The following is a 26,134-nucleotide window of genomic DNA, read 5'->3' as shown; positions in this document are numbered from 1 at the left end:
TTCATTGGACATCCGGCCGCCAAGGAGCGGCCGGATGCCCATATGGATCACTTCGTGATGCCGAGCTTCTTGCAGCCCTCGGCATAGCGATCGACGCAGAGTTCGGCCGCCGTGTTGATCTTCTTGTCGATGATCTCGGCCTTGAGGTTCTCCTGCGTCACCACCGCCGGCGTGAACAGCTGCGAGGGCGTGTCGTAGAGCGTCATCTCTGCCTTCGGCTTCTCGCCCGACAACAGCTTGACGGCCACGTTGGCCGCGGCCGCCGCAACGATCTCGCTCGGCTTGGAGATGGTGTTGTACTGGTCGCCGGCGATGATCAGCTGCAGAGCCGCGATGGTCGCGTCATTGCCGGTCACCGGTGGAACCGGATCGACGCCTGCTGCCTTGAAAGCGGCGATCGCGCCGCCGCCGGTGCCGTCATTGGCAGCGACGACGCCGAGGATCTTGGCGCCGAAGCGGGTGATCTGGCCGCTCGCCCATTGCTGTGCCTTCGGCGGCGCCCATTCCGGCGTGTCGAACTCGGCCAGGATCGGATAGCCGCTGTTGTCGAGGCCTTCGTGGATGCCCTTCTTGATCAGGCCGGCGGCAGCATCGGTCGGCGAGCCGTTGATCTGCAGCAGGCCGCCGCCGGCGGGGTCGACCTTCAGAGCCTTGAGGTGCTCGACCAGCGAGTCGGCGATGGCCTTGCCGATGCCTTCATTGTTGAAGGAGACGTAGAAATCGGCGGGCGCCGTCGGGATGGGCCGGTCATAGGCGATCACCTTGACGCCCTGGCTCTGGGCGAGCTTCACCAGCGAGGCGGCGGCGGTCGAATCGACCGGGTCGAGGACGATCGCCTTGGCGCCCTGCGAGATCACCGAATTGAACTGCTGCTGCTGACGCGCCGCATCGGCGTCAGCGTTCTGATAGATCACCTTGCACCCCGGGCAGAGCTTCTTCATCACGGCGACGAAGCCGGGATAGTCGTGCTGCTCGTAGCGGGTCGACGCCTGGTCGGGCATCAGGAAGGCAACCGTAGCATCGGTTAACGTATCGGCGAAGGCCGCGGTGCTGCCGAGCAGCGAGACCGCGAAAACGGCCGCGATCGTCGATTTAAAGGCAAACGGCGATTTCCAAGCATGTCTGGTCATTCGAATGTCTCCGTTTCGAGAAATGGTTTCACGAGGACCTGCGCGGTGGACGACGCGCCAGGCCTTGACTGCATGTCGAACTGTTGGGAGGAGTATTGTCAGCGGCCGAGGATCGATCTGACCCCGGTAAACTCTACAAGCATCCTCCTGAACGTGCTGGATTCGGAACAAACGATCTCCAGCACAGGGTGCTCCGCACCCCGCGTCCTTCCTTCCCTGAATCTCTTATTGTTTGACCAATTACGGACGGAGGCTACGGCAAGCTCGCCGCGTTCAACCGCTTCGCAATTGCTCTAGTCTCCTCCCGCTTCCTCCCTGTTAGGCGGCTATCTCCGCGTTGATATTCTCAGCCAACAAGGCCCTGAAGCGCGAAGGCGACATGCCTTTCTGCGCCAGGAACTGACGGTTGAAATTCGAGATGTTGTTGTAGCCGGCGGCGTAGCAGATTTCGGTGATCGACATCTGGTCCTCGCTCATCAGCAGCTGGCAGGCGAGGTTGATGCGCAGGCGGTTGACATACTGCACCAGTGCCATTCCGGTGTGGCGGCGGAAGCTGCGCGAGAAGGCGCTCGGGCTGCGCCCGGCGATCTCGGCAAGCGTCCCTTCGCTGAAAGGCTCGGTCAGGTGGCAGTTGATATAGGCGAGCGCCTGATTGATGCCGGCCGACATGAAGCCGGAGGGATCGGGGAGATAGCCGGCGCTAGCCAAAGTGCGGACGTCGCCGGCGCGGTTCAATATATCGAGCACGGCCATGAACAGCGACAGGCGGCGCACGCCCTGCGCCTCGGTCAGTTCCGCCAGCAGGGGCGCCACGAGCTCAGCCGTCGCCGGCGAGAACAGCGCGCCGCGGCGGCTGGTTTCGAGGATGCCGGCGCAGGCGGCAAGTTCGGGCAAGGCGGCGGAGGCGCCGGCGATGAATTCTTCCGAGAACTGGACCACACGGCCGCGCAGCGGCACGGTTTCGCCCGGCGGCACGTCGCTGACCCAGTTGTGCGGCAAATTGGGCCCGGTGAGCACCAGATTGCCCGGCTCGAACTCGCCGATGAAGTCGCCGACGAAATAGCGGCCGGTGGTGGCGACGACCAGATGCAGCTCGTATTCGGGATGGAAGTGCCAGCGCACGGTACGGAAAGGATAGCCGTGGGCCCAGGCCTTGAACGACTCTCCCTGTCTGATCTGGACGACTTCCAGGTCCGGATTCATCTTCATTTCCTCCCCGCGCGGGTCCGGTCTTGGGACCGGTTGCTGCGCTTCGTCAGGCAGGCCTGTGTATTCCCACTGGCCGCCGTGATTGAAGCTTAGGCGGCAATTGAAACGCCTGCCACCACGGCTTGTCCACCCGACCGATACTTTTTTGACGTTTCGGAGCGGGTCGAAGCAGCCGATGTTTTGAAAGCACTTCCTTAACCATAGCGGTTCAGGATCGTTCTCTGGTCAGTGGGGACACCCTGATTGAAAAAGCCGGCGCGCCCTCTTCGCCGCCTGGCGCTTCTCGCGGCAGCGATTGCGCTGGGCACGGCGGCAAAGGCCTCGGATTTCTCCGAGCCGTGGAAGAATGCCGACCGGCCGCTGGTCATCGACGCCTATGAATACAATTCGATCGACTGGCAGCAGCTCGTCACCGACAAGCGTGTCGCCGGCTTCATCAACAAGGCGTCCGACGGGCTGCCGCCACCCTATTTCTGCTTCGGCGCCGAAGCCGACGTCAAACTCTGCAAGGCGCAGTGGAAGCGCTATGCGGTGACACGCGAATTGTTCCAGACGCGCAAGGTGGTGGCCAAGGCGCTTGGCCTGAAATGGGGCGCCTATCACCTGGCGCGGCCCGGCAACCCGGTCGAGCAGGCCAATAATTTCATCGATTTCGCCGAGCCCGCGCCGGACGAGCTGATGGCCCTCGACATCGAAGGCATCGATGCAACGCAATGGATGTCGCTGGAGGACGCGGAAGAATTCGTGCGCCAGGTGCATCGCCGCCTCGGCCGCTTCCCGGTGCTCTATGTCAACGGCAAGACCGCCCAGTATATCGCCGACAACCGCTACCAATATCGGCTCCTGTCGCGGCTGCCGCTCTGGTATGCGCGCTACAAGCCGGATATCGACGTGCATTTCCCGATGGGCAACTGGCAGGGCTATGCGCTCTGGCAATTCTCCGCGCACACCAATTGCGGCCGCTTCCGTTGCCCCTACCGCGTGCCCGGCACGCCCAACGACATCGACGTCAGCGTCGCGCCGATGAGCGCTGACGAGCTGCGCCGGCAATGGGCTTTTGGCGGCCTGCTCGACGTGCCGGCCGACTACCTCGCCTCGATCCCGGTGCCGCTCTCGCGCGAAGCGGCGCTCGCCGGCAAGGTGACGATCACCTATGCCGACGTGGCGGCGCCGCCGACCTTCGAGGAGATGGTGGCGGTGCTCGGTGCGCGCTGGGAGACATTCCGCGACGGATTCCGCATGCCGGTGGTGAAGACGGTGCCGCGGCGCGCCGGCTTCGGCATCGCGCAATATGTCGCCTGGAAACGCTCCGGACAGCGCACGCCCGAGCAGATCGACGCGGCCTTCGCCGCTGCCGCCGATCCGGTCAGCACCGCCTCAACGGCGCTCGACAGCGCCAAGCGCTGACTTCTTCCAAGAGCCGACTTCTTCCAGGAGCCGAGGACATCAACGATGGCTGCCCAGGCTGGCATACATGCCGGTGGTGCGAAACTGCGTCGGATTGATGCCGTAACAGCGGCGAAAGACCTTGGAGAAGTAGTTCGCGTCCTCGAAGCCGCACAGCACCGCGACTTCCTTGACCGGCAGGAAATCGGCCTTGGTCAGGAGTTTCGCCGCGCGTTGCAGGCGCTGCTGCAGCACGAATTCGGCCGGCGGCAATCCTTCGCTCTCGGCGAAGCAGCGCGAGAAATGGGCGCGGCTCAAGCCACTGATCTGAACCAGCTCCGCCACCGGCAGCGGCTTGTCGAGATTAGCGTTGATGTGGTCGATGACCGGTTGCATGGCGCTTTGCTTCTCGGCGAAGGCGTGCGAGCCGAAGACGTCATCATAAAGCGCCATTGCCGCCTCGTAGGCGATCGCCGAGGCCGCGCCTGGCGAAGCGGCGCCCTTGATCAGCCGCAGGCTGCAATCGGCAAGGTGATCGATGGTGGCCGGCTGCAGCCGCAACACCGGGCCCGAGACGCTGAGAATGGACTTGTGGATGCGCAGCGCCTCCTCGCCGTTCATCGAGATCCAGAAATATTCCCAGCGGTCGCCCTTGGCCAACCAGTAGCGATGATTGTGCGGCACCAGAACCAGCAGCGTGTCGTTCGCCTGCAGGCGGTAATTGCGGCTCTCGTAGCGCAATTGACCGGTGCCGCTGATCGTATGCTGGAGCACGGTGAACGGGGTCTGGCCGCGCTTCCTGCCGTCCCAGTCATATGCCTCGTCCTCGCGCAGTTCATAGCCCGTGCTGGTCGGCATGGCATGCAGGCGCTGGCGGCCACGCGGCAGCGAGATCGTCCGCATCAGCTTTCCGTTGGCGATCAAGTCCCGCAGCACAAAATTACCCTCGAAAGCATAATCCTTCTCTGGCCCCATCGGCGAATAAGCGCATAATCCGGCCCTCAAGAACGCGAAAGACCCGCGGTCGAGGAGCGGGCGGGAGGAGAAAGAGCCGGATTTCCGGCTTTGGATGGCATGCGCGCTGCTGCGCGCGGCCATGTTCTCTCCTTTGCTCCTTGCCTAGCATTCGATTGGATCGAGGTGAAGGTGATGAGTTTCAAAATCGCTATTATCGGCGCCGGCAGCGTCGGATTCACCAAGAAGCTGTTCACCGACATCCTATGCGTGCCGGAGTTCAAGGATATCGAATTCGCGCTGACCGATGTCAGCGAGCACAATCTGGCGATGATCAAGGCGATCCTCGACAGGATCGTCGAGGCGAACAAGTTGCCGACCAAGGTGACGGCGACCACCAACCGCCGCGAGGCGCTGGAGGGCGCGCGCTATATCATCAGCTGCGTGCGCGTCGGCGGGCTCGAAGCCTATGCCGACGACATCCGCATCCCGCTGAAATACGGCATCGACCAATGCGTCGGCGACACGATCTGCGCCGGCGGCATCCTCTACGGCCAGCGCAACATTCCGGTGATCCTCGACTTCTGCAAGGATATAAGGGAGGTCGCCGCCACCGGCGCTAAGTTCCTCAACTACGCCAACCCGATGGCGATGAACACCTGGGCCGCGATCGAATACGGCAAGGTCGACACGGTCGGCCTCTGCCACGGCGTTCAGCATGGCGCCGAGCAGATTGCCCAGGCGCTCGGCGCGAAGTCGCCCAAGGAGCTCGACTATGTCTGCTCCGGCATCAACCACCAGACCTGGTTCATCGAGCTCAAGCTGAACGGCCGGCCGGTCGGCAAGGACGAATTGATCTCCGCCTTCGAGGCGCATCCGGTCTATTCGAAGCAGGAAAAGCTGCGCATCGACGTGCTGAAGCGTTTTGGGGTCTATTCGACCGAAAGCAACGGCCACCTGTCGGAATATCTGCCCTGGTATCGCAAGCGTCCCGACGAGATCGCGCGCTGGATCGACATGTCGGACTGGATCCATGGCGAGACGGGCGGCTACCTGCGCTACTCGACCGAAACCCGCAACTGGTTCGAGACGGAATATCCGCAATTTCTCGAAGCGGCCTCGAAACCGATCGACCCGGCAAAACGCTCGAACGAACACGCCAGCCACATTCTCGAGGCGCTGGAGACCAATCGCGTCTATCGCGGCCATTTCAACGTCAAGAACAACGGCGTGATCACCAACCTGCCGCAGGACGCCATCATCGAATCGCCCGGCTTCGTCGACCGCTTCGGCATCAACATGGCCGCCGGCATCGCCCTGCCGGAAGCCTGCGCGGCCACCTGCATGGCTTCGATCAACGTCCAGCGCATGTCGGTGCATGCCGCGGTCGCCGGCGACATCGACCTGCTGAAGCTCGCCGTGCTGCACGATCCGCTGGTCGGAGCCGTATCGACGCCGGAAGAGGTCTGGCAGATGGTGGACGAGATGGTCGTCGCGCAGGCTCAATGGCTGCCGCAATATGCGCATGCCGTTCCGGCGGCAAAGGAGCGGCTTTCGAAATCCAAGGTCAAGACGCGTGAATGGGCGGGCGCGGCGCGGCGCAGCGTGCGCTCGATCGAGGAATTGCGCGCCGAGAAGGCGGCGCTGAAACAGGCCGGCTGAGACTGGGACAAGCAGCCGGACCTGCAGGAGGCAGGTCCCGTCGGAATGAGCCGTCCCGAACAAGAGGCGGGCAACAGCAGACATCCAAACATCTGGGAGGAGACTATGAGGAACCTGCATAGAGTTGGCATCGCCGCCGGGCTGATGCTCAGCGTTTCAGTCCACGCACTCAACGCTTTCGCGTCCGAACCGACAGTGCCGCCGCAGCCGGCGACATTCCCGGCCGAAGGCAAGATCCACTATATGGCGCGCGACTCCATCCTGGAGTTCAAGGCGCTGCCCGAATATCACGAGCCGGACTGGGTGACGGAGAAATACGTCAAGACCGGCAAGTTGCCGCCGGTCAAGGACAGACTGCCCAAGGAGCCGCTGGTCTTCAAGACCGGCAACATGCCCGACGGCATCGGAGTCTATGGCGACACGATGCGCCATGTCATCGGCGGCAGGCCGGAAGGCTGGAACTACGGCGCCGGCCAGACGCAAGGCTGGGGCGGCATCGATATCGGCTTGTCCGAATGCCTGACGCGCACGGCGCCGCTGTTCCAGGTCGAGGCCAAGGACACCGAGCCGCTTCCGAACCTTGCCAAGAGCTGGGACTGGTCGAGTGACGGCCACAAGCTCACCATGCATCTGATCGAAGGCGCCAAATGGTCGGACGGCGCGCCCTTCAACGCCCACGATGTTATGTTCTACTGGGATGACGAGGTCGTCGATCCCAACGTCTCGCCGCTGAACGGCGCCACGCCCGAAACCTTCGGCGTCGGCACGACGCTGAAGAAGGTCGACGACTACACCGTCGAGTGGACCTTCAAGGAGGCGTTCCCGCGGCAATATCTCTATGCGATGGCCTACGGCACCTTCTGTCCCGGCCCTTCGCACATCCTGAAGCCGCAGCATCCGAAATATTCGAAGAATACCTACGACCAGTTCAAGAACGCCTTCCCGCCGGATTATATGAACATGCCGGTGATGGGCGCCTGGGTGCCGGTCGAATACCGGCCGGACGATATCATCGTCTTGCGGCGCAACCCCTACTATTGGAAGGTCGACGAAAAGGGCAACCAGCTGCCCTATCTCAACGAGCTGCAATACAAGCTGTCGACCTGGGCCGACCGCGACGTCCAGGCGGTGGCGGGCTCCGGCGACTTCTCGAACCTTGAGCAGCCCGAGAATTTCGTCGCCTCGCTGAAGCGCGCGGCCGACCCGAACGCGCCGGCCCGGCTTGCCTTCGGCCCGCGCCTCATCGGCTACAATCTGCGCATGAATTTCTCCGCCAATGGCTGGGGCAACCCGGACGAACGCGGCCAGGCGCTGCGCGAATTGAACCGCAACGAGGACTTCCGCAAGGCGGTGACCATGGCGCTCGACCGCAAGGCGCTGGGCGACTCGCTGGTCAAGGGTCCGTTTACCGCCATCTATCCGGGCGGCTTCTCGTCGGGCACCAGCTTCTATGACCGCAAGTCGACCGTCTACTATCCGTTCGATCTCAAAGGCGCCAAGGCCGAGCTTGCCAAGGCCGGGCTGAAGGACACCGATGGCGACGGCATCGTGAACTTCCCGGCCGGCACCGCCGGCGGCAAGAATGTCGAGATCGTGATGCTGGTCAACAACGACTACACCACCGACAAGAGCCTCGCCGAAGGCGTCGTCGCGCAGATGGAAAAGCTCGGACTGAGGGTCGTCCTCAACGGGGTCAACGGAACGCAGCGCGACGCCATCCAATATTCCGGCCGTTTCGATTGGCTGATCCGGCGCAACGAGACCGAGCTCACCTCGGTGGTGCAAAACACCGAGCAACTTGCTCCCGTCGGCCCGAAGACCAGCTGGAATCACCGCGCGCCGGAAAGCGGCGAAGTCGACCTGATGCCCTTCGAGAAGGACCTCGTGGACATCGTCAACAAGTTCGTGACGACGCAGGACAACGATCAGCGTGCCGACCTGATGCGAAAGTTCCAGAAGATATCGACCGAGCATGTCTACAATGTCGGGCTGACCGAGTATCCGGGCGCGCTCATCATCAACAAGCGCTTCTCGAACATTCCGCAAGGCACGCCGATCTACATGTTCAACTGGGCCGAGGATTCGATCATCCGCGAACGTGTCTTCGTCGCCGCCGACAAGCAGGCGAAGCACGAACTGTATCCGGAGGAGCTTCCCGGCAAACCGGGTGACAAGGGTCCGATGTAAGGTTTACCTCCCCTGACGAAAAGACGTCCGGCCGCGCCGCGGCGCGGCCGGACAACGAAACCTCCGAACGCACCTCAGGGAGCGACCGGCCAGAAAGGAAGCTGACCGCCCATGCTGCGATTCCTGCTTATGCGCATAGCGTCGGCGCTTCCCGTCCTCGCCATCTTGAGCCTCGTCACCTTCGCCATCATCCAGGCGCCGCCCGGCGACTATGCGGATTACATCCGCTCGCAGCTGATCAACCAGGGTGGCGCTTCCTACGCCGAGGCTGAAGCGCAAGCCCAGGCCTACCGCGTCGAGCATGGCCTCGATAAGCCGCTGCCCATCCAGTATCTCAACTGGATCGGCGGCATCATCACCCGCGGCGATTTCGGCTACAGCCTCTACTACAACAAGCCCGTGGCCGATGTGGTGGGCGAGCGCCTGCCGCGCACCTTGCTTCTGGCGCTGGTCTGCCATCTGCTCGCCTCGGTGCTCGGCATCACCTTCGGCATATGGGCGGCGACGCGTCAGTACAGCTGGATCGATTCGACACTTTCGGCGATCTCGTTCCTCGGCATGACGGTGCCGCGCTTCCTGATGGCGCTGATCATCGTCTACCTCTTGGTCTTCCAGTTCAACGTCTCCGAGATCGGCTCGTTCTTCTCGCCGCAATATGGCGGCGCGCCCTGGTCGTGGGCGAAGTTCGTCGACCTGGTCAAACATGTCTGGCCGGTTGTGGCGATCGCGACCTTCGGCGGCCTCGCCTACAATATGCGCGTCATGCGCGGCAATCTGCTCGACACGCTCAACGCGCAATATGTCGAGACGGCCAAGGCCAAGGGCCTGACCGGCGGCGCCGTCGTCATGCGGCATGCCGTGCCCAACGCGCTGCATCCGCTGGTGATGTATCAGGGCGTGGTGCTGCCCTATATGCTCACCGGCGAGATCGAGACGGCAATCATCTTCGCGCTGCCCACTGTCGGCCCGGCGATCGTCGGCTCGATGGCGGTCGGCGACGTCTATGTCACGGCGACCTTCATGATGGTGCTGTCGGCGACGCTGATCGTCGGCAACATCATCGCCGACATGCTGCTGGTCCTGCTCGACCCGCGCATCCGCCAGTTCGGGGAGCGCTAAATGCTGGCCCGCGATCCCTTACCCCCGCCCCCATCCCTTACGCCCTTGCCGGCCGAAAGCGTCCCGGTGGCCGAAGCCGCGCATGGCAATGAGAGCTACATCGCGCTTGTCTGGCGCCGGCTGAAGCGTTCGTGGACCGGCATGGCCGGGCTTTGCCTGGTCGCGCTCTTGCTTGTCATGGCGGTGTTCGCCGAATTCCTGGCGCCGATGGACCCCAAGGCGACCGACGTCGCCTTCGCGCCGCCGCAACTGCCCGCCTTCCACGACAAGGACGGCAATTTCGTCGCGCGGCCGCGGGTCTATGCGCTGGCCGATTCGGCCGATCTCGATCCGGTCACCTTCCAGCCGATCGTCGGCCCCGACTACGACCATCCAAGGCTGCTCGGCTTCTTCGTCGAAGGCGCGCCCTACAAGCTTCTCGGTCTCATTCCGGCGAACCGGCATTTCTTCGCCTCGATGGACGGCCAGCCGGTGCATTTCCTCGGCACCGACAAGTTCGGCCGCGATGTGCTGTCGCGCGCCATCCACGGCTCGCGCGTGTCGCTGATGATCGCGCTGACGGTGGTCTTCATCATCACGGTCATCGGCACCAGCGTCGGCATGATCTCCGGCTATTTCGGCGGCAAGTTCGATGTCTGGATGCAGCGCTTCGTCGAGCTTGTGCTCGCCTTCCCGCAATTGCCGCTTTATCTGGCGCTGACGACGCTGATCCCGGTCACCGCGCCGACCAATGTCTTTCTCGCCTTCGTCATCATCGTCATGTCGGCGCTGGGCTGGGCACAGATGTCGCGCGAGGTGCGCGGCAAGACGCTGGCGCTGGCGCGGATCGACTATGTGCGCGCCGCCATGGCGGTCGGTGCCACCGACCGGCGCATCATCATGCAGCACATCTTCCCCAACGTGATGAGCCATGTGATCGTCGCCGTGACGCTGGCGATCCCGACTGTGGTGCTGCTCGAATCCTTCCTCGGTTTCCTCGGCTTCGCGGTGAAGCCGCCGCTGATCTCTTGGGGCCTGATGCTGCAGGACACCGCGACCTATTCGGTCATCGGCACCTATCCGTGGATCCTGTCGCCGGTCGGCTTCGTGCTGATCACCGTCTTTGCCTTCAACGCGCTGGGCGACGGCCTGCGCGATGCCGTCGATCCTTATTGAGGTGGCCGGATGACGACGATCGCGCTCGCAGACTCCCTCGCGCCGGCCGTCCGGTTCGACCATGGCGGACGCCATGACCAACCCGTCATCGACGCCCGCAACATCGAGGTCGCGTTCAAGGTCGAGCACGGCACCGTCGAGGCGGTCAAGGACGTCTCCTTCCAGATCTATCGCGGCGAGACGATCGCGATCGTGGGTGAGTCCGGCTCTGGCAAGTCGGTGACGGCGCGCACCGTCATGGGGCTGTTGTCCAGGCGGGCAACCGTCTCGCCGCGATCGAGCGTCGAATATCTCGGGCAGAACATCCTAAAATTCCCCGAGAGCGCCCGGCGCAAGCTGCGCGGCAACCGCATCTCGATGATCTTCCAGGAGCCGATGAGCTCGCTCAACCCGATCTACACGGTGGGCAGCCAGATCGTCGAAGCGATCAGGGTGCACCGCAATGTGGGCCGCAGGCAAGCCTGGGCGCGCGCGCTCGAGCTTCTACGGCATGTCCAGATCCCCGAGCCGGAAGCAAGGCTCAAGCAGTATCCGCATCAGCTGTCGGGCGGTCAGCGGCAGCGGGTGATGATCGCCATGGCCTTGGCCAACGAGCCCGACGTTCTGATCGCCGATGAGCCGACCACGGCGCTCGACGTCACGGTGCAGGCGCAGATCCTGAACCTGATCCGCAACCTGCAGAAGGAACTGCGGATGGCGGTGATCCTGATCACCCACGATCTCACCGTGGTGCGCAAGTTCTCCGACTATGTCTATGTCATGCAGCATGGGGAAATGCGCGAGCACAACGTCACCGAGCGGCTGTTCGCCGAGCCGCGGCACCCTTACACGCAGCGGCTGCTCGCCTCGGAGCCGCGCGGCCGCCCGCAGCCACTGCCGGAGGGCAGCGGCACCATCCTCGAGGCGAACGGCGTGCGCGTCTGCTTCATGCTGCGCCACGGCTCGTTCCTCAAGCCGGACTGGCGCGAGCTGGTCGCGGTCGATGATCTTGACCTGAAGCTTTGCCGTCACGAGACGCTGGGACTGGTCGGCGAATCCGGCTCCGGCAAGACCAGCTTCGGCCAGGCACTGATCAGGCTGGCTGACGCCAAGCGCGGCGAGATCCGCTTCGACGGCCAGCCGATCGAGAAGCTGTCGCGCACCGAGATGCGGCCGCTGCGCTCGCGCATGCAGGTCGTTTTCCAGGATCCGTTCTCCTCGCTCAACCCGCGCATGACGATCGGCCAGATCATCGAGGAAGGCCTGGTCGTCAACAGGCTGGGAGCGACGCGGCGCGAGCGGAACGAGCGGGTGCGCGAGGCGCTGGTCAGCGCCGGCATGCCCGGCAACATTCTGTCGCGCTTCCCGCACGAGTTCTCCGGCGGCCAGCGACAGCGCATCGCGATCGCGCGCGCCATCGCGCTGGAGCCCGAATTCATCCTGCTCGACGAGCCGACTTCGGCGCTCGACCTTTCGGTGCAGGCGCAGATCATAGACCTGTTGCGCAAGCTGCAGGACGAGCGCGGCCTGAGCTATCTGTTCATCTCGCACGACCTCAAGGTGGTGCGGGCGCTCTGCCACCGCGTCATCGTCATGCAGCACGGCAAGATCGTCGAGCAGGGACCCGTCGACGAGGTCCTTTCCAATCCCAAGACCGCCTACACCGAACGGCTCGTCAGGGCCGCTTTCGACGTGGCTTAGAAGTGCCGGAGGTTTTTACAGTGGCAAGAAATCCCAGGATCACATTCATCGGTGCAGGCTCGACGGTGTTCATGAAGAACATCGTCGGCGACGTGCTGCAGCGGCCGGCGCTGTCGGGCGCAACCATCGCATTGATGGACATCAACCCGCAGCGGCTGGAAGAAAGCGCCGTCGTCGTCAACAAACTGATCGCGACGCTCGGCGTCAAGGCGAAGGCCGAGACCTATTCCGACCAGCGCAAGGCGCTTTCCGGCGCCGACTTCGTCGTCGTCGCCTTCCAGATCGGCGGCTACGAGCCTTGCACCGTCACCGACTTCGAGGTGCCGAAGAAATACGGCCTGCGCCAGACCATCGCCGACACGCTCGGCGTCGGCGGCATCATGCGGGGCCTCAGGACCGTGCCGCATCTGTGGAAGATCTGCGAGGACATGCTCGCGGTCTGCCCAGAGGCGATCATGCTGCAATATGTCAACCCGATGGCGATCAACACCTGGGCGATCGCCGAGAAATATCCCACGATCAAGCAGGTCGGGCTCTGCCACTCGGTGCAGGGCACGGCGATGGAACTGGCGCACGATCTCGACCTTCCCTATGAGGAGATCCGCTACCGCTCGGCCGGCATCAACCACATGGCCTTTTATCTCAAGTTCGAGCATCGCCAGCCGGACGGCACCTACCGCGACCTCTATCCCGACCTTGTGCGCGCCTATCGCGAGGGTCGTGCGCCAAAACCCGGCTGGAACCCGCGCTGCCCGAACAAGGTGCGCTACGAGATGCTGACCAGGCTCGGCTATTTCGTCACCGAAAGCTCGGAGCATTTCGCCGAATACACGCCCTATTTCATCAAGGACGGCCGACCCGACCTGATCGAGAAATACGGCATTCCGCTCGACGAATATCCGAAACGCTGCATCGAGCAGATCGAGCGCTGGAAAGGCCAGGCGGAGGCCTACCGCTCGGCCGAGCGGATCGAGGTCGAGCAGTCCAGGGAATACGCTTCCTCGATCATGAATTCGGTCTGGACCGGCGAGCCGTCGGTGATCTACGGCAATGTGCGCAACAATGGCTGCATCACCTCGCTGCCTTTCGACTGCGCGGCGGAAGTGCCGTGCCTGGTCGATGCCTCCGGCATCCAGCCGACCTACATCGGCGATCTGCCGCCGCAGCTCACGGCGCTGATCCGCACCAACATCAATGTGCAGGAGCTGACGGTGCGGGCGCTGATGAGCGAGAACCGCGAGCACATCTACCATGCGGCGATGATGGACCCGCATACGGCGGCCGAGCTCGACCTCGATCAGATCTGGTCCTTGGTCGACGACCTGCTTGCCGCTCACGGCGACTGGCTGCCGGCCTGGGCGCGAGGCCGGCGCAAGAGCGCGGCCGCCTGAATTCCGGGATTACGCCCCGGCCTTCTCGCGCTCGACGGCGCGCCAGCCGATGTCGTGGCGGTAAAAGCCTTGCGGCCAGTCGATCTGGTCGATCGCCGCATACGCCTTGGCCTGCGCCTCGCCGACGGTCTTGCCGAGCGCGGTGACGTTGAGCACGCGGCCGCCATTGGCGACCAGCGCACCGCCATTGATGGCGGTGCCGGCATGGAAGACCTGGACGCCTTCGGCTTCCGCCTCGTCGAGACCGCGGATGACGGAACCCTTTTCCGGCGCGCCGGGATAACCCCTGGCCGCCATCACCACGGTCAACGCCGTCTCGTCGCTCCAGCGGACCGACATATGCGCGAGCTGGCCGTCGACGGCGGCGTTGAGCAGGACGAGCAAATCGTCCTTCAGCCGCATCATCAGCACCTGGCATTCGGGATCGCCGAAGCGGGTGTTGTATTCGATCAGCTTGGGGCCCTGGTCGGTGATCATCAGGCCGGCGAAGAGGATGCCGGCGAAGGGCGCGCCGAGATTGGCCATGCCGCGCATGGTCGGCTCGACGATCTCGCGCATGGTGCGCTCGGTCATTTCCGGCGTCATCACCGGCGCCGGCGAATAGGCGCCCATGCCGCCGGTGTTCGGTCCGGTATCGCCGTCGCCGACGCGCTTGTGGTCCTGCGCGGTGCCGAAGGGGAGCGCGGTGGCGCCGTCGCACAGGCAGAAGAAGCTTGCCTCCTCGCCGCTCAGATATTCCTCGACCACGACCTCGGCGCCGGCCGCGCCGAAGGCGCCGTCGAAGCAGGCTTCGAGCGCGGCGTTCGCCTCGTCCAGTGTCATGGCTATGGTGACGCCCTTGCCCGCGGCAAGCCCGTCGGCCTTGATGACGATCGGCGCCCCGGTCTTCTCGACATAGGCTTTCGCCGAGGCGAGGTCGCTGAAACGGCCATAGGCGGCGGTCGGAATGTTGAACTTGGCGCAAAGGTCCTTGGTGAAGCCCTTCGAGCCCTCAAGCCGCGCCGCCGCCCTGGAGGGGCCAAAGACGCGGATGCCCCAGGCGCGCAGATCATCGGCAATGCCGGCGACCAGCGGGCCTTCCGGACCGACCACGACCAGATCGATCTTCTTTTCCTGGCAGAAGGCGGCCACGGTGGAATGGTCGGCAACGTCGAGCTTCACCGGTTCGGCGATGCGGCCGATGCCCGGATTGCCGGGCGAGGCGTAGAGCTTCGTCAACAGCGGCGAGGCGGAGAGCTTCCAGGCAAGCGCATGTTCGCGGCCGCCCGAACCGAGAAGAAGAACGTTCATGGCCACCTCTTGCTGATCGTCTCCCTGAACCCGCTATTGGTCCGCGGGCGACGGGTCAAGGCGTCTCGGCATTTTGGCGGCAATTGCGCACGGGAACGTGGGCCTCATCAAGGCCGATGAGACAAGTCCCGCCGCCGGCCAGTCCCCGGTACAGGGATTTGGGAGGTTGCCGTTTATCGGCGAGCAAGATGTTGGCCGTTCATTTCCGTGAAATCGGCGCAAGCGTTGGTGATTGGCTGAAGTTTCATCAACGTCGTCATCCTAGGGCGAAGCAGGAGCGCAGCTCCGTCGCGGAGACCCTAGGATCCATGCCGTGACATTGATCGAGGGCCGCGACGGAGCAGAATTCTGCACCCCTGCAACGCCTCAGCATCACGGGATGGATCCTCGGGTCTGCGCGCGTCGCTACGCTCCTTGCTCCGCCCGTGGATGACGAGGGCGGGCCGGTTCGGCCAACCCCACCATGCGATTGCCGGCGCAAATATAGCCGACCCATCAGAAATTGCTGTGTCCCCAACTTGGTCTGAAAAAATGCCTCAGCTCTGGAAAATGACGGGGAACCAGTCCTCGCGCAGTTTCTGGCCGGGCTTCATGTCGTGACCCGGATAGGGCGGCGAGGTGCGGCCGGGACGTTCGACATAATGTGCGTCGTCGCCGACCCAGCGCAGCGACAGCGCCCGGCGCCGCGCCGCCGTCAGGTTGCCGCGCGCACCGTGCGCGGTGCGGAAGTCGAACAGGATGGCGTCGCCCGGTTCCATCTCCCATTCGAGCACCTTCATCGACGGGTCGTTGTCGGGGTCGGGCACAGGCAGGTAGTCGCCCTCGCCGGCGTAGAAGTTGTCGTCGTTCAGCCATCGCACCGGCAGCACCATCTTTTCCCATTTGTGCGAGCCGGCGATCAGCCTTAGCGTCGCTTCCTTCACCGGATCGATCGGGATCCAGAAGCTGACCGTCTGGCTGCCGTCGACGAAGTAGTAGGGAATGTCCTGGTGCCACGGCGTCGGCTTCTGCGTGCCGGGCTCCTTGACGAGGACGTGGTCGTGGAAGAACTGGGCGCTGCGCGACTGCATGACCGCGGCTGCGAGCTCGGCGGCCGGCGACTCGCGCACGATCCTGACGAATTCCGGGATGCGCTCCCAGTTGCAGTAATCGTCGAAGAAACTGCCCTGGCCGCCGGCGATGTCGGAGGCGGCGGCGCTGCGGTTGCGCATATTACGCTCGATGCCGTCGGCGATGACATCGACCCAGTCCTTGAAGGCGCCGCGAATGCAGACCGCGCCGTCGCGCTGATAATCGGCAATCGTCGAGGCATCGATCTTCGGGCTGGCCATTGCGTGCTCTCCTTGAGTTGGCAAGCGACTATCGCAAGCGCCCGACATCGGGTAAAATAATAACTTGCCATCTGGTTTATAGTTATACCCTATGAGACTGACCCTCGCGCAATTGCGCTATGTCGTTGCCGTGGCCCGCTATGGCAGCGTGACCGCGGCAGCCCAGGCGCTGAACGTGTCGCAGCCGTCCATCTCGGTCGCGATCGACAATGTCGAGGATGCGCTTGGCCAGAAACTGTTCGTGCGGCAGCGCGGCAGCGGCGTTTCGCTGACATCCTTCGGCCGCAGGGCTGTGGCCAAGGCAAGGCAGGTGTTGGGCGAGGCGGACGAACTGGCGGCGCTCGGTTCGCGCAACGCCGATGTCGGCGGCGAACTGGTGCTCGGCTGCTTCGAGGATCTGGCGCCCTATTTCGCGCCGGCGCTGATGCGGGCCTTCGCCGAGCGCTGCCCGGCTGTCACCGTCGTCATCGGCGACGAGACCTTCGACACGCTGGGACGGCGCCTGGCCGACAGCGCCGTCGATCTCGGCCTCACCTACGATCTCGGCCTTCCAGGCCATTTCAAGCGTATTCTGCTGCATGAATTGCGGCCGCACGCGCTTTTGTCGGCCGGCCATGTGCTGGCGGACAAGCACGCCGTCAGCCTGGCCGAACTCGCCATGCATCCGCTGATCACCACCGACCAGCCGCATAGCTGGCAGCACATGCTGGACCTTTTCCTCAGCCGCGGCCTCTCACCGGTCGCCCGGGCGACGACCAGCTCGTTCGAGCTGCAGCGCTCCATGGTGGCCAACGGCTTCGGCGTCGCGGTCAGCTATACGAGGCCCTATGGCGACCGCAGCTATGACGGCCTGCCGCTGGTCTGCAAGCCGCTCTCCGATCCGCTGCCCATGCAGCGCATCATCCTGACCCACGACACGCGCCAGCGCCTGTCGAAGGCAGCGGTCGCCTTCATCGACGTCGCCAAGGCATGGTTTGCCGGTCACGATGTTGTCACTGCCTAGGTTTTCAGCGCTTGAGCGACAACGCGGCCGCTTGACGACGCCCTTAGCTGCTGCCACTCCAGGGTGATGGAAACCGTCCAGTCGAAAGCGATCCAGGGCCGTGTCGCCGACGCGCCGAGCGGCCATTGGGTCTACCGCGTGCTGCCGCGCTGGCTCTGGCCCTATGCGCAGCTTGCGCGCTGGGACAGGCCGATCGGCTGGCAGCTGCTTTTATGGCCCTGCTGGTGGTCGGCAGCGCTTGCCGCGGGTGCCTATCCGCGCCCGACCGACCCGCTGCTGACGCTGCTGCCGACGCCTTGGTATCTATTGCTGTTCTTCATCGGCGCTGTCGCCATGCGCGGCGCCGGCTGCACCTATAACGATCTCGCCGACCAGGACATCGACAACCAGGTCGAGCGCACGCGCTCGCGGCCGCTGCCCGCCGGCAAGGTGACACGCCGCCAGGCCTGGGCTTTCGTCATCATCCAGGCGCTGGTGGGCTTGGCCGTGCTGTTGCAGTTCAACGGCTTCGCCATTCCGCTCGGCATCGCCTCGCTGGCGATCGTCGCCGTCTATCCCTTCATGAAGCGCATCACCAACTGGCCGCAATTGGTGCTGGGGCTCGCCTTCTCCTGGGGCGCGCTGATGGGCTGGGCGGTCGAATTCGGCGATCTCGATGATCCGGCGATCATGCTCTATATCGGCTCGATCCTGTGGGTGATCGGCTACGATACGATCTACGCGCATCAGGACAAGGAAGACGACGCTATCGTCGGTGTGCGCTCGACGGCGCGGCTGTTCGGCGACAACACCAAGACCTGGCTGGTTGGACTCTATGGCGGCGCGTTGGTCTGCTTCGCCATCGCCTTTGCATCCGCCCAGGTGCCGATCGTGGCGCTGGCCGGGCTGATCGCCGCCGGCGCGCATATGGCGCGCCAGATCATCCGACTCGACATCAACAATCCGGACCAGTGCCTCAAACTGTTCAAGTCGAACAACCAGGTCGGCTGGCTGATCTTCCTCGGCCTGATCGGCGGGTCCGTGTGGATTTGGCTGAAGCCGCTGGTGTAGCGGGCTCCCCCTTCCCCCCTTGTGGGGGAAGGTGTCGCCGAAGGCGACGGATGAGGGGTGCTCCAGAGGACACCAGCGTCTCACTCCGCTGGAACACCCCTCATCCGTCTCGGCGCTGCGCGCCGATCCACCTTCTCCCACAAGGGGAGAAGGAAAAAAGTGCTGCACTACTCCCTTGCGATAATCTCCTGGCCGTCGATGACCAGCCTCAGGCCCAGATTGCCGGCCTTGCGGCGGGCGAGGAAGCGCGGGCGGCGCGTGGTGGAAACACGGCCCTTGCGGCGCTCCTGCGGCGGCAGCGCCTTGATGGCGGCGCCGAGCGATTCTTCCAGGGTGCGGGCAATGCCGTCGGCCTCGATCAGCAGCATCGGCAGGCGATAGGCATCGGCCCAGGCGCGCCAGTCGGCGGCGACGTCGTCGAGGTCGTCGGCGACCAGGAGCGGCACCGACAGCATCGGATCATTGTGGAGGAGCTCGAGCGTCACGGTGACATTGCCGTCCGGATCCTCCATGGCGCGCGCGGCGACGCCGCGGAACGCCTTGGCGGGCAGCGCGATGATCGCCGGCACGCCGCTCATCTCCAGCACGCGGCGGATGACGGCGCCGCGCTGGTCGATGGTGAAGGTCACATCGCCATAGTCGTCGCGGGTGGCATAGCTCACCATCTGCGGCAGGCGAAACGGGTCGAGACGCATGTTGCGCCCGGCCCAGACTGGCTTCAGTCCAGTGTTCATCGATGTCTTCCCTGTTAGTCCTGAGGGCCGTTTTCCGGTTCTCTCAGGGCCGGTTTTTCCGGCCTCGTTATGGGAAGAAACATTAGCGCTCGCTTCTTACCGGCGCGCTTAAGAAAGTCGGTTAAATTTTGCTGATCTGAGCCGATGGTTATCGGAATGCGACCGGCTGCCGGATCGAGGAAGGATCAGATAACCTTACCGGGATTCATGATGCCTGCCGGATCGAAGGCGGCCTTCACGCGGCGCATCAGCTCGATCGCCATCGGCGGCGCCGTGGCGATCAGCTCGTCGCGCTTCAATTGGCCGATCCCGTGCTCGGCCGAGATCGAGCCGTGGAAGGAGCGCACGACATCGTGCACGGCCTTGTTCATCGCGTGATAGAGCTCGAGGAACGGCTCGTCCTGCCAGTCCACCGGGCGCGAGATGTTGTAGTGCAGGTTGCCGTCGCCCATGTGGCCGAAGCAGACGACGCGCGCGCCGGGGCAGACCCCCTCCACCACGCCGGCCGCCTTTTCGATGAACTCCGGGATCGAGGCGGTCGGCACCGAGATGTCGTGCTTGATCGAAGCGCCCTCGGGCTTCTGGCATTCGGGAAGCGTCTCGCGGAAATTCCAGAAGGCGTCGCCTTGGGCAAGGCTTGCCGATACCACCGCGTCGCCGACGATGCCCTGATCGAGAGCCTCGGCCAGGATTTCTTCGATCAGCGCCTTGCCGTCCTCTTCGGAGCGGCCGGAAGAGACCTGCATCAGCACATACCACGGCCAGTCGTCGGCCAATGGCCGGGTGATGCCTTGCCCGTGCCTGAGCGTGAAATCGTAGGGCCTTTTGCCGATCAGCTCGAAAGCGGTCAGCGATGCCCCGGCGCGGTCGAGCGCCAGGGTGAACAGCGAAAGCGCATCCTTCGGCGACGATGGCAGGCCGGCAAAGGCCACCTCCCTGCCCTTCGGCTTCGGGAACAATTTCAGCACCGCGGCGGTGATGATGCCGAGCGTCCCTTCGGCACCGACGAAGAGGTTCTTCAGATCGTAGCCGGTGTTGTCCTTCTTCAGCTTGCGCAAATCGTCAAACACTTCGCCGGTGGGCAGCACCACTTCGACGCCGAGGCAGAGCTCGCGCGCATTGCCATAGGCAAGCACGCCGGTGCCGCCGGCATTGGAGGAGAGATTGCCGCCGATCTGGCAGGAGCCCTGGGCAGCGAGCGAGAGCGGAAACAGCCGGTCGGCGGCGTCGGCCGCTTCCTGCAGCGTCTGCAGGATGACGCCGGCCTCTGCGGTCACCGTGTTCGACAGGACATCGATCTCGCGGATGCGGTTCAGTCGCGACAGCGAGACCACGATGTCGCGGCCGGATTTATCCGGCACCTGGGCGCCGACCAGCCCGGTGTTGCCGCTTTGCGGCACGATCGGGGTTCCGGTCGAGGTTGCCAGCCGCATGATGCGGCTCACTTCCTCGACGCTGCCGGGGCGCAGCACCAGCGATGTCCGGCCGTGCCAAAGGCCGCGCCGCTCGGTGATGTAGGGCGCGATGTCGGCCTGCTCGCGCAACGCATATTTGTCGCCGACGATTGCCGCGAAGCGGTCGATGAGGGTGGGATCGAGGTCCAAGGGCTGATCGTTCATGAGACTGAACCTATGGCGCTCAGCCGGTCTTGTCACGCGGCGCGGCGGCGCGGGCAAGTCGGTCGTTGATGGCTTCGCCCAGGCCCTCGAACGGGATCGGCTCGACGGCGATGGTCGCGGCGCCGACACGGTCGAGCGCCTGCATATAGGCAAAGAGGTTGCTTGCCGCTTCGCGCAGGTCGCCCCTTTCAGAGAGATTGCGCAGCGCAACGGCCCGTTCCCAGCCCTCGGCGCGGTTGCGGCCGAACGCAAGCAACGCCTCGCCTTCGGCAATTTTTCCGACATTGAGCCGCATCGCGGCGCCCGGCGCGTAATGCGAGGCAAGCATGCCCGGCGCCTCGATGCCGCTGGCGCCGCGCGACAGCTTCGCACCGGCCACCGCCTCGATCTCCTCGGCGCCGATGCCGCCGGGCCGCAGCAGCCGCAACTTGCCGTTCTCGACCTTGAGAATAGTCGATTCCAGGCCGACCGGCGTCGCGCCGCCATCAACGACCAGCCTGATCCTGTCGCCGAGATCGGCGGCGACCGCCTGCGCTGTCGTGCCGCTGATTTTCCCGGAGGAATTGGCGCTCGGGGCTGCGAGCGGCCTGCCGAGCCGGGCAATCAGCTCGCCGCCAAACCCGCGCGGCATGCGCAACGCGATGGTGTCCAGCCCCGCAGTGACGAGCGGGTGGATGCCGTTGCCGCTGCGCTGCGGGAGCACCAGCGTCAGCGGACCCGGCCAGAAGGCTTCGGCCAGTTTTGCCGAGAGCGGATCGAAGCCGGCGATACGGTCCGCCATCGCGCGATCGGCGACATGGGCGATCAGCGGGTTGAAGCGCGGCCGGCCCTTGGCCTCGAAGATGCGCGCCACGGCAATGCCATTGGTGGCATCGCCGGCCAGGCCGTAAACCGTCTCTGTCGGGATGGCGACGACGTCGCCCCCTTCGAGCAGCGCCAATGCCTGCTGCATAGCCTCGCCGACCGCCAGTATCTCAGCCAAATTCGCCACCAGTCCTGAACATGCCGGTCCCGTAATACGGCCGCTTGCATCGGGCAAGTGCGGGCATTGGCGATTTATCAATCCCTAAAATGTTAAGTTCCCGTGCAAGCCGGCTTCAATCGGACGGCCCTAGGGTGCGGGTTCAATGCGGTTGCGGCTTGGGAGTTTGTAATGCGTTTGCTCGGAGCTTTCGGTATCAGCCTTCTGGCGATGAACGGCGCGGCACATGCCTCGTCAATCGTCGTGGTGGCACCCTCGACCTCGACGCCTTCGGTTATCAGGCTGAATGCGATCGAACCGACCAAGCTGTCTGTGGCCTCGACGCCGTCGATGATAGCGCTTGGCGAGCCTGTGCCCGCCGTCACCGACGAAAAGGTCGCGGCAATCCCCGCGAAGTCCGGGCGCCAGCAGGCCCCGATGATCATTCGCGGCGGCATTGTCGGCGGCGCTTTCGAAACGCCCGCGGCGGCCAAGCCCACAGCACCGGCAAACACTACCGCCGCCGCGCCGGCAAACGGCACCACGCCGGCAACGCCCGCGAACGGCACAGCGTCCGCTTCGAACGGCAACAGCGGAACCGGCGGACAGCCGGCCGCGACGGCCAATGCGTCGGGCGGCGGCGCGCAGCCGCAAGGCGCCCCGTCGGTGCCGCGCGTCGGCAAGGCGATGTAGATCACACTGGATCCGGCCCTGGCATGCTAGGCGCTTAACCGGTCCGATTCCCGTGATCGGATCGGGCACGATTGCGCCGGCATTTCAAAAAAAGGGGGTTTCATGACTGTTTCGAAAGCAATGACCGTTGCCGCACTGTTGGCGACGACGACACTGGGCACGGGTACGGCACGGGCCGACGACATGCTTGGCTCTTACACGGCGCGGATTTCCGACCGCGATCACCGCGCCAGCGACGGCTACCCGCTCGGCAGCGCGGCGCAGATGGTGCGGCAGGACCGCGCCAACTGGCATAAATTCCACCGGCGCGACAGCGACGACCAGGGTGATGCCTGGTTCCGCAGCGACGGCTCGCGCGCCGACCTGCAGCGCATGCTGGAACGCGGCGGCGCCATGAGCAGCGCCACAAGGCGCGCCATCGTCAATGGCGAGCCGTTGATCGAGGTCGATGTCTATTCGGACGGTGTGCGGGTCAGCATAGTGGAGGATTAACGGGTCAATCTTCCTGGAAGACCGACAAGAGCCGCACCGACGAAAAAGGGCGACGCGCGACGCGCCGCCCCTGATGGTTCAGACGAGAGGAGACGGCTCAGGCCGCTTCTTCCTTTTCGTCATCGTCGGACTCATCCTCATCGGCTTCGTCCTCATCATCGTCGCCATCTTCATCCTCGTCGTCGGACTCATCGTCGCCCGAGGCTTTGGCTTCTTCGTCGGCGTCTTCGTCGTCGCCGTCTTCGTCGCCTTCATCCTGGTCGTCCGACTCGTCGTCGGCCGAGGCAGTGGTTTTCTCGTCGCCGTCTTCGTCGTCGTCTTCGGACCGATCGGCGGATTCGACCGCCGCGGCGGCAGCGTGGTCGAGAAGGTTTTCGGAAGCGGATTCGATCGCCTCGGCGGCGGCCGGGGTCTCTTCAATCAAGTCGATATCGTCAACGGAATTCATGGCATGCCTCCGTGTTTGGGGAATGTCTTACGGCGCACCCGCGAAACGATTTCGGGCAACGCGCCTTAAGTCTTTGGTTGATGCATGTCGTTGCCCCAGGACCGCTCAGCGCTTCTGGACGACATGCACCTTTGTCCCATGCGGAGGTCATCGTCATATGACTGTAAGCCGGCTCCGGCGCATTAAATTTCGGGCGCCGAATTGTTCAAGCCTGCCGGCATCCTAGCGGATGCGGGCAGGCTCAAATGTGCGGTTTTCCGAGCCGTCAGCCGACGATTTTTGAAAAATCCGCGACCTGGTCGGTGGCGGCGCGGATGCGGGCGAGCAGCGCCAGACGGTTGGCGCGCACGGCCTGGTCCTCATCATTCACGAGAACACGCTCAAAGAATGAATCAACCGGTTCGCGCAACACGCTAAGCGCCAGCATGGCAGCAGAAAAATCTTCGTTTTGAATTGCTTGGCCGGCTTCCTTCTCGGCCTGATTCACCGCGGCAAAAAGCTTCTTTTCCGCCTCCTCGCGGAACAGCGCCGACTCAACGGTCTCGGCGATTGCCGTTTTCTTCTTCTCCTCGGCGGCCAGGATGTTGGCGGCGCGCTTGGTTCCGGCAAGCAGGTTCTTGCCCTCCTCGGTGTCGAGCAAGGAGCCGAGCGCCTCGACGCGGCGCACGATCTGCAGGAGGTCGTCGTTCGGCGATTGCCCAATCTCCCCCCTTGTGGGGGAGATTGGGCGCGAGCCCGCTGACAGCACGGCATCGATCAAGTCATGCCGTGCACCGCTTTCACGCAGATAGACTTTCAGACGGTCGTGGAAGAAGGCGAGGAGGTCGGACGACTGGTCCGCGCCGCCTTTGAAGTTTGCAAAGGCCTTGGCGAAAACAGACGTCAGCGCCAGACGAATCCGGTTCTCGACGAGTATTCTGACCACGCCAAGAGCCGCACGTCGCAGCGCGAACGGATCCTTGCTGCCCGTGGGCTTTTCATCGATCGCCCAGAAGCCGGTGAGCGTGTCGAGCTTGTCGGCGAGCGCGACGGCAACCGAGACCGGATCTGTCGGCACGCGGTCGGATGGGCCTTGCGGTTTGTAATGCTCCTCGGCGGCCGCGGCGACCGACGGATGCTCGCCCTGCAGCAGCGCATATTTGCGGCCCATGGCGCCTTGCAGCTCGGGGAACTCGCCGACCACTTCGGTTTGCAGGTCCGCCTTGGCAAGCACGGCGGCACGGCTTGCGAGCGCGGTAATCTCCCCCCTCGAGGGGGAGATGTCGCCGGAGGCGACCGTCGGCGCCAGTTCCTCAGCCAACCGCTTGATACGCTCAACGCGCGCGCCTTGCGTGCCCAGCTTCGCGTGAAAAGTCACGTTGAGATGATCGAGGCGCGCCATGCGCTGGTCGAGCGGCTTCTTCAAATCCAGGTCGAACTTCGCCGCCGATTCGTTCAGCTGGTCGAGGTCGGGCAAATCGCCTTGATCGGTCCGCCAGAAATAGAGCGCATCGGACAGGCGGGCGCGCACCACCTTGCCGTTGCCGTAGGCGATCTCCTTGCCGCCGTCGCTCGCCTCGATGTTGGCGACCAGCACGAAGCGGTTCGAAAGCGGCGATTGGCCAATCTCCCCCCTTGAGGGGGAGATGCCCGGCAGGGCAGAGAGGGGGGCCTCGCGCTGAGTCCCCTCTGTCGGCTTTCCCGACATCTCCCCCTCCAGCGGGGAGATCGGGCGCGACGTCACGAAACACTTCTGGTTGGCGCGGATGGTGAGGCGGATGACCTCGCCCGGAATGGTGAGGAAATCCTGCTCGAACTCGCCCATCAGCACGACCGGCCATTCCACCAGGCCGGAGACTTCCTCCAGCAGGCCCTCGTCCTCGACCAGGTCTAGGCCGTTGGCGAAGGCGATGTTGCGGGCGTCGGCCAGGATGATCTCCTTGCGCCGGTCGGCATCGAGCACGACCTTGGCCGCCTCGAGCTTCGCCACATAGTCGTCGAAGCGGCGCACGGTGATCGGGCCCGGCGCATGGAAGCGATGGCCATAGGTGACGTTGCCGGCGCGGATGCCGTCGATCTCGAAATCGACGATCACCGGCTCCTCGGTCTCCGGCCCGAAGGTGCAGACGATTGACTGCAGCGGCCGCACCCAGCGCAGGGAACCGGACTTAGCCGAGGCCGGGCCCCAGCGCATCGATTTCGGCCAAGGGAAGGCGCGGATGATGCCCGGCACCAGCTCGGCGATGATTTCCTCCGCCGCCCGGCCCGGCTTGGAGATATGGGCGACGTAGAAGTCGCCCTTCTTGGGGTCGGAATGGACATGCGCCTCGGCGATCGACGAAAGGCCGGCCTTGCGAAGGAAGCCCTGCACCGCCTGCTCGGGCGCCGTGGTCGAAGGACCCTTGATCTCCTCGCGGATGTCCTTCGAGCGCGCGGTCAGGCCACGGATGTCGAGCGCCAGACGCCGCGGCGTCCAATATTCGCGCGCCGCCTCATAGGTGAGACCCGCCTCGACCAGACCGTCGGTCAGCATCTTCCTGAGGTCGCCGGCCGCCTTGCGCTGCATGCGGGCGGGAATCTCTTCCGAGCGGAGTTCCAAGAGCAGGTCGGGCATAGTTAAGCTCCCCACCCTCCCCTTGATGGGGAGGGTCGGCGCGAAGC

The 26,134-nt window shown here is 64.2% G+C and carries 21 protein-coding genes; 11 read left to right on the top strand and 10 right to left on the bottom strand.

Going from position 1 to position 26,134, the window contains the following annotated elements; all coding sequences use genetic code 11:
• Positions 1 to 47: 47 nt before the first annotated feature.
• A complete protein-coding gene (locus LB538_RS05225) occupies positions 48 to 1,130 on the bottom strand; it encodes a sugar ABC transporter substrate-binding protein (protein ID WP_224526438.1) in 1,083 nt (360 codons plus the stop codon).
• Between the two features lie 318 nt (positions 1,131 to 1,448).
• Positions 1,449 to 2,333, bottom strand: a complete 885-nt coding sequence (locus tag LB538_RS05220; RefSeq protein WP_224526442.1) for an AraC family transcriptional regulator — start codon at positions 2,331 to 2,333, stop codon at positions 1,449 to 1,451.
• A 249-nt stretch (positions 2,334 to 2,582) separates the two neighbouring features.
• Between LB538_RS05220 and LB538_RS05215 the strand changes: the two genes are divergently transcribed.
• Positions 2,583 to 3,746 (top strand): glycoside hydrolase family 25 protein, encoded by a 1,164-nt coding sequence (locus tag LB538_RS05215; RefSeq protein ID WP_224526446.1) that lies wholly within the window; start codon positions 2,583 to 2,585, stop codon positions 3,744 to 3,746.
• A gap of 39 nt (positions 3,747 to 3,785) precedes the next feature.
• On the opposite strand, the gene LB538_RS05210 is transcribed toward LB538_RS05215, so the two are convergent.
• Positions 3,786 to 4,700: an AraC family transcriptional regulator gene (locus tag LB538_RS05210; protein WP_318011862.1), complete on the bottom strand. Its 915-nt coding sequence runs from the start codon at positions 4,698 to 4,700 to the stop codon at positions 3,786 to 3,788.
• A gap of 174 nt (positions 4,701 to 4,874) precedes the next feature.
• On the opposite strand from LB538_RS05210, the gene LB538_RS05205 reads away from it, so the two are divergent.
• From LB538_RS05205 to LB538_RS05180, 6 genes are all read left to right on the top strand, one after another.
• The gene (locus tag LB538_RS05205) at positions 4,875 to 6,341 is read left to right on the top strand and encodes an alpha-glucosidase/alpha-galactosidase (RefSeq protein ID WP_224526452.1); all 1,467 of its coding nucleotides are present in this window, start codon (positions 4,875 to 4,877) and stop codon (positions 6,339 to 6,341) included.
• A 105-nt stretch (positions 6,342 to 6,446) separates the two neighbouring features.
• A complete protein-coding gene (locus LB538_RS05200; protein WP_224526455.1) occupies positions 6,447 to 8,528 on the top strand; it encodes an ABC transporter substrate-binding protein in 2,082 nt (693 codons plus the stop codon).
• Positions 8,529 to 8,639: 111 nt separating this feature from the next.
• The gene (locus tag LB538_RS05195; protein WP_224526458.1) at positions 8,640 to 9,647 is read left to right on the top strand and encodes an ABC transporter permease; all 1,008 of its coding nucleotides are present in this window, start codon (positions 8,640 to 8,642) and stop codon (positions 9,645 to 9,647) included.
• Positions 9,648 to 10,802, top strand: coding sequence for an ABC transporter permease (locus LB538_RS05190; RefSeq protein ID WP_224526461.1), 1,155 nt, complete (start codon positions 9,648 to 9,650; stop codon positions 10,800 to 10,802). It begins immediately after the preceding gene.
• Positions 10,803 to 10,811: 9 nt separating this feature from the next.
• Positions 10,812 to 12,482, top strand: coding sequence for an ABC transporter ATP-binding protein (locus tag LB538_RS05185; protein ID WP_224526463.1), 1,671 nt, complete (start codon positions 10,812 to 10,814; stop codon positions 12,480 to 12,482).
• 20 nt (positions 12,483 to 12,502) lie between these two features.
• Positions 12,503 to 13,873 carry an alpha-glucosidase/alpha-galactosidase gene (locus LB538_RS05180; protein ID WP_224526466.1) on the top strand — a complete coding sequence of 457 codons (1,371 nt, stop codon included), beginning with the start codon at positions 12,503 to 12,505 and terminating at the stop codon, positions 13,871 to 13,873.
• Positions 13,874 to 13,882: 9 nt separating this feature from the next.
• On the opposite strand, the gene purD is transcribed toward LB538_RS05180, so the two are convergent.
• Together purD and LB538_RS05170 are read right to left on the bottom strand one after the other, a co-directional pair.
• The gene (purD, locus tag LB538_RS05175) at positions 13,883 to 15,163 is read right to left on the bottom strand and encodes a phosphoribosylamine--glycine ligase (RefSeq protein ID WP_224526469.1); all 1,281 of its coding nucleotides are present in this window, start codon (positions 15,161 to 15,163) and stop codon (positions 13,883 to 13,885) included.
• Between the two features lie 536 nt (positions 15,164 to 15,699).
• Positions 15,700 to 16,494 (bottom strand): phytanoyl-CoA dioxygenase family protein, encoded by a 795-nt coding sequence (locus LB538_RS05170; protein WP_224526472.1) that lies wholly within the window; start codon positions 16,492 to 16,494, stop codon positions 15,700 to 15,702.
• Between the two features lie 91 nt (positions 16,495 to 16,585).
• Here LB538_RS05170 and LB538_RS05165 point away from each other — a divergent pair, with 91 nt between their 5' ends.
• Positions 16,586 to 17,497 carry a LysR family transcriptional regulator gene (locus tag LB538_RS05165; RefSeq protein WP_224526477.1) on the top strand — a complete coding sequence of 304 codons (912 nt, stop codon included), beginning with the start codon at positions 16,586 to 16,588 and terminating at the stop codon, positions 17,495 to 17,497.
• 66 nt (positions 17,498 to 17,563) lie between these two features.
• Complete coding sequence (gene ubiA / locus LB538_RS05160) at positions 17,564 to 18,547, top strand: 4-hydroxybenzoate octaprenyltransferase (protein WP_095770156.1); 984 nt, start codon at positions 17,564 to 17,566, stop codon at positions 18,545 to 18,547.
• A gap of 167 nt (positions 18,548 to 18,714) precedes the next feature.
• Here the strand turns inward: ubiA and LB538_RS05155 are convergent, their stop codons facing one another.
• From LB538_RS05155 to LB538_RS05145, 3 genes are all read right to left on the bottom strand, one after another.
• Positions 18,715 to 19,281: a DUF6101 family protein gene (locus LB538_RS05155; protein WP_140545535.1), complete on the bottom strand. Its 567-nt coding sequence runs from the start codon at positions 19,279 to 19,281 to the stop codon at positions 18,715 to 18,717.
• 185 nt (positions 19,282 to 19,466) lie between these two features.
• Positions 19,467 to 20,900 carry an FAD-binding oxidoreductase gene (locus tag LB538_RS05150; RefSeq protein ID WP_224526480.1) on the bottom strand — a complete coding sequence of 478 codons (1,434 nt, stop codon included), beginning with the start codon at positions 20,898 to 20,900 and terminating at the stop codon, positions 19,467 to 19,469.
• A gap of 19 nt (positions 20,901 to 20,919) precedes the next feature.
• Entirely contained in the window at positions 20,920 to 21,882 is a 963-nt protein-coding gene (locus tag LB538_RS05145) for an L-threonylcarbamoyladenylate synthase (RefSeq protein ID WP_224526485.1), read from the bottom strand.
• Between the two features lie 171 nt (positions 21,883 to 22,053).
• On the opposite strand from LB538_RS05145, the gene LB538_RS05140 reads away from it, so the two are divergent.
• Together LB538_RS05140 and LB538_RS05135 are read left to right on the top strand one after the other, a co-directional pair.
• Positions 22,054 to 22,554: a hypothetical protein gene (locus LB538_RS05140; RefSeq protein WP_181174901.1), complete on the top strand. Its 501-nt coding sequence runs from the start codon at positions 22,054 to 22,056 to the stop codon at positions 22,552 to 22,554.
• 102 nt (positions 22,555 to 22,656) lie between these two features.
• On the top strand, positions 22,657 to 23,046 hold the full coding sequence (locus tag LB538_RS05135; protein ID WP_140845825.1) for a hypothetical protein: 390 nt from the start codon (positions 22,657 to 22,659) through the stop codon (positions 23,044 to 23,046).
• Positions 23,047 to 23,143: 97 nt separating this feature from the next.
• Here the strand turns inward: LB538_RS05135 and LB538_RS05130 are convergent, their stop codons facing one another.
• A complete protein-coding gene (locus LB538_RS05130) occupies positions 23,144 to 23,494 on the bottom strand; it encodes an ATPase (protein WP_224526488.1) in 351 nt (116 codons plus the stop codon).
• A gap of 265 nt (positions 23,495 to 23,759) precedes the next feature.
• Complete coding sequence (gene glyS, locus LB538_RS05125; RefSeq protein WP_224526490.1) at positions 23,760 to 26,087, bottom strand: glycine--tRNA ligase subunit beta; 2,328 nt, start codon at positions 26,085 to 26,087, stop codon at positions 23,760 to 23,762.
• Between the last annotated feature and the right edge of the window lie 47 nt (positions 26,088 to 26,134).

Origin of the sequence: Mesorhizobium sp. Ca11 (genome assembly GCF_020165275.1) — a bacterium.
Classification (GTDB): Bacteria; Pseudomonadota; Alphaproteobacteria; order Rhizobiales; family Rhizobiaceae; genus Mesorhizobium.
This window is presented reverse-complemented; position numbering and strand designations above follow the sequence as displayed.